Source organism: Dietzia massiliensis (genome assembly GCF_018390595.1).
Taxonomy (GTDB): Bacteria; Actinomycetota; Actinomycetes; order Mycobacteriales; family Mycobacteriaceae; genus Dietzia; species Dietzia massiliensis.
Genome location: NZ_JAHBAV010000105.1, coordinates 1 through 3784, shown reverse-complemented (window position 1 = coordinate 3784; position 3784 = coordinate 1). Strand labels below are relative to the sequence as shown.

Genomic DNA, 3784 nt, shown 5'->3' with positions numbered 1-3784 from the left:
CGATGCGGATGTGGCGCAGCTGGTAGCGCATCACCTTGCCAAGGTGAGGGTCGCGGGTTCGAATCCCGTCATCCGCTCGGAGGGATCGAGGAGCCAGGACGTCCTCACCAGGCTCGATACCTTTGCGGTGGAGTGGCCGAGTGGTGAGGCAGCGGCCTGCAAAGCCGTCAACACGGGTTCGATTCCCGTCTCCACCTCTACGTCCGGACTCGTCCGGGCGCAGAACCCGCGCGATTAGCTCAGCGGGAGAGCGCTTCCCTGACACGGAAGAGGTCACTGGTTCAATCCCAGTATCGCGCACCACACGAAAGCCCCGGCCCCGGCCGGGGCTTTCGGCGTTGAAGCGCCGGCACTGCGATGCATTTCGGGACTGACCCGCGGGCCCCTGCCGTTGGGCGGATCGCCGCCGTACCGGTACCTGACCGTTCCGCCTATGTGATGTCCGTCGCGGATGATGAGTGCATGATTGCCACGCCTCGACTCCATTACTCGAAGACGGTCGGCCGGGCCGACGTGGCGAGCATGCGCGGCCGCGTCGTCGACTTCCGTCACACCACCGGGGTCCTCGCCGACCTCCGCCGGACCGCCGCCGACTCGTATGAGGTCACACTCGTCCTCGGCGGTGGCGACGACATCGAGCGGTATGTCATCCGCGGGGTACGCGAGGACGAGAGCCTCCATCTGCACGCGTGAACGGTGCCCCTAGGCTGGCCGGGTGACCGCGCGACTCGACGAGGCCGTAGAAGCCGACCTCCGCCCCCTCTCGGAACTGGCCGCCCGTACGTTCCCTCTCGCGTGCCCGCCCGAACTCGACGCGGGGATGATCGGGGCCTTCATCGCCGAGCACCTCAGTGAGGAGGCGTTCAGGACGTACACGGAGTCCTCGGAGCACGCGGTGCTGGTGTGCCGGTCAGACGACGGAGCGATCGTGGGGTACGTACTGCTCGTCGAGGGCACCGCGATGGATCCCGACTGCGCAACGCAGATCGTGCATCGCCCCACGACGGGCATCAGCAAGTTCTACGTCGACCCAGACCACCACGGCGCAGGGATCGCGTCCCGGATGCTCGACGACGTGATAGCGCGGAGCCGACGGTCGGGTGTGCAGAGCGTCTGGTTGGCCACGAACGTCGCGAACGCGCGAGCCCGGAGATTTTACGTCAAGAACGGGTTCGAGCCCCGCGGGAACCGGACTTTTGACGTGGGCGGCGTCGCCAACACCGATGTCGTCTACGAACTGCCTCTCTGAATCGCGCTCTTTCTGAGCCGCGCTGCCGCGGCCGGACGATCCCGGTCCTCGAGCGCTCCTTCGGGATAGGCCGTCCTGGCGATGCCCGGCTGTGGCAACGCCACCTATCTGCCCACGCGCCACCTGTGGGATCCCGTAGGCGTCGCGCTATCGGATAGGTGGCGCGCTATCGGATAGGTGGTGCGTAGGCAGATAGGCGGCGCGGAGGCCGATGGGTGGCGGGTGACGTCGCGGGTCGAGAACCCGGGCGGGTCGGGCGAGTCGCCGTCACCGGGCGCGCCGCGGCGGTGCGGTCGAGAATGAGCCAGGTGCGGCCGGCGCTCAGCCGCCCGCGGCGCTGCCGTCGGGAATGAGCCAGCTGCGGCCGGAGATCAGCCGCCGACGGTCTCGAAGCGGGACAGCGCCAGCAGGCGCGAGGTCGCCCGCAGGTACTTTTTGCGGTACCCGCCGGCGACCATCTCCTCGGTGAAGATCGCGTCCAGCTTGTCGCCCGAGTTCCGCACCGGGATTCCCGCGTCGTAGAGACGGTCCGCGAGCACCACGAGCCGCAGCGCGATCGACTGGTCCGGCAGCGGCTTGACCCCGCTCAGGCACACTCGGTTCACCCCGTCAACCAGGCGGTTGTACTTGGAGGGGTGCAGGGTCGACAGGTGCTGGCACAGCTCGTCGAAGTCATCGAACGTCGCGCCGTCGACCGCCTCGGCGTCCGCCCGCAGGTCCTCGTCTGTCATCGGGTCCGGGGCCGGCGGCAGGTTGCGGTGCCGGTAGTCCGGTCCGTCGACCCGGATGGACTCGAAGATGCCCGACATCTTGCGGATCTCCCGCATGAAGTCCTTGGCCGCGAAGCGCCCCTCCCCCAGCTGCTCGGGCAGGGTGTTGGACGTCGCCGCCACACTGACGCCGGCCGTCGTCAGCTCGGCGAGCAGGCGGGAGACGAGCATGGTGTCGCCCGGGTCGTCGAGCTCGAACTCGTCGATGCACAGCACGGAGTGGCCCGAGAGCTCCTCGACCGCCCGGTTGAAGCCGAGCGCACCCACCACGTGCGTCAGCTCGACGAACGTGCCGAACGCCTTCGGCTCGGGGCAGTTGTGATAGATCGAGGTCAACAGGTGGGTCTTACCCACACCGAACCCACCGTCGAGGTAGATACCGGTGCCCTGGACGGCCTTGGGGCGCCGCCCGAAGAGGCCCTTCTTCGGCGCGCGCCGGGAGTTGACCTCCTCCGCGAACTGCCGACACGCCTTGACCGCGGCGGCCTGCGAGGGCTGCGCCGGATCCGGGATGTAGGAGTCGAAGCTGACGTCGTCGAACATCGACGGCGGCACCATCTGGGCCACGAGCTGGTCGGCGGGGACCACCGGGGTGACGTCAACGAGGCGAGAGACCATACGCAGAGCCTATCGTGGGGGCATCCGACGTCAGAACGGAAGGAGTCCGCGGTGCACACGACACGGCTGACCGTGATCGACGAGGACCCCGCGGGCCTGGACGCCCTCTGGGAGGCGCTGGAGCCGGAGCCCGATCTCGCCCTGCCCCGCATCCGGGCGGTGATGATCTCCACGGTCGACGGCAGCACGACCGTCGACGGACGTAGCGGCGGGCTCGGCACCCCGACCGACAGGCTCGTCTACGACGCCATGCGCGCCCGGGCCGACCTGGTGATGGTGGGCTCCGCCACGGCGCTGACCGAGGGATACGGTCCCGCCACGATCGCCGAGGCCTGGGTGGACCGACGCCCCGGTCCCCCGCCGGTGGTCCTGGTGTTCACCCGGAGCATCCCCGACCGGCTGATCGACCACTGCGCGCCCCTGGGCGACGCCGTCCAGGTCGTCGCCGCACACGGCGTCCCCGGCGACCGCCTGGAGGCCGCCCGCCGACAGGGCGTGACCGTCCACGTGCTGGACCCCGGGCCGCTGCGCGCGGCGGTCCGATCGCTGGCCACCCACTTCGGGGCGTCCGAGGTGGCCCTCGAGGGTGGACCCGGACTCCTCGGCACCTTCCTCCGGGAGGGCGCGGTCGACGAGCTCGTGCTGTCCGTCGCGCCGCAGCTCGTCGTCGGCGGCGACCGCACACCGCTGGCCAGCGGCCCGGGCACCAGCAGGGTGCCGATGCGGATCGCCGCCGCGTTCACCTGCCCCCGCGGCGGGCTCTACACGCGCTGGGTCGTCGACGGGGCGGCCGGGTGAGTCGCGGCGGAGACCACCCGGCTCCCCGGTGCCGCGACCGGTTGACGCGCGCGCTCGGTGCCGTGCTGGCCGCCGTCGCGGTGGCGGCGGCCGCCTGCGCGCCTCTGCCCGCCACGGGCCCGCGGCTGGCCACCGGCGACGGCCCGGGCCGTGACGCCGACGGCGGTACCGGTCGGGAGACAGCGGACCGCCCGGAGTGGCTCGTACCGCGCTCCGACCTCACCTGGACCCCGTGCGCAGGGAACCGCGCCCGCGGGGTCCCCGAGGACGCCACCGTGGAGTGCTCGATGCTCGGGGACACGCCCGTCCTGCGCCTCACGGCGACGGGCACCCCGGACGACGCCGCGCC

Annotated in this window: 4 protein-coding genes, 3 tRNA genes and 1 pseudogene; 7 read left to right on the top strand and 1 reads right to left on the bottom strand. The window is 70.8% G+C overall.

From position 1 onward, the window contains the following. The first annotated feature begins 4 nt into the window (after positions 1–4). The 5 genes from KHA85_RS16170 (at position 5) to KHA85_RS16150 (ending at position 1249) form a co-directional block, all read left to right on the top strand. A tRNA-Gly gene (locus KHA85_RS16170) sits at positions 5–77 on the top strand. A gap of 49 nt (positions 78–126) precedes the next feature. Further along, positions 127–197: transfer RNA gene (locus KHA85_RS16165), tRNA-Cys, on the top strand. A gap of 31 nt (positions 198–228) precedes the next feature. After that, positions 229–303 (top strand) — tRNA-Val (locus KHA85_RS16160). 159 nt (positions 304–462) lie between these two features. After that, positions 463–693: a hypothetical protein gene (locus tag KHA85_RS16155; protein ID WP_213186589.1), complete on the top strand. Its 231-nt coding sequence runs from the start codon at positions 463–465 to the stop codon at positions 691–693. A gap of 22 nt (positions 694–715) precedes the next feature. Continuing rightward, positions 716–1249, top strand: a complete 534-nt coding sequence (locus KHA85_RS16150; RefSeq protein ID WP_308936981.1) for a GNAT family N-acetyltransferase — start codon at positions 716–718, stop codon at positions 1247–1249. 371 nt (positions 1250–1620) lie between these two features. On the opposite strand, the gene zapE is transcribed toward KHA85_RS16150, so the two are convergent. Next, positions 1621–2637 carry a cell division protein ZapE gene (gene zapE / locus KHA85_RS16145; RefSeq protein WP_204649342.1) on the bottom strand — a complete coding sequence of 339 codons (1017 nt, stop codon included), beginning with the start codon at positions 2635–2637 and terminating at the stop codon, positions 1621–1623. 51 nt (positions 2638–2688) lie between these two features. On the opposite strand from zapE, the gene KHA85_RS16140 reads away from it, so the two are divergent. Continuing rightward, entirely contained in the window at positions 2689–3435 is a 747-nt protein-coding gene (locus KHA85_RS16140) for a dihydrofolate reductase family protein (protein WP_213186588.1), read from the top strand. After that, positions 3432–3784, top strand: a pseudogene (locus tag KHA85_RS16135) (hypothetical protein); the annotation flags it as partial. The gene KHA85_RS16140 and the pseudogene KHA85_RS16135, both read left to right, overlap by 4 nt.

Excerpts from the sequence above, each read along its gene's own strand:
- zapE (WP_204649342.1), bottom strand. The coding sequence starts at position 2,637 with ATGGTCTCTCGCCTCGTTGACGTCACCCCGGTGGTCCCCGCCGACCAG.
- KHA85_RS16155 (WP_213186589.1), top strand. The coding sequence starts at position 463 with ATGATTGCCACGCCTCGACTCCATTACTCGAAGACGGTCGGCCGGGCC.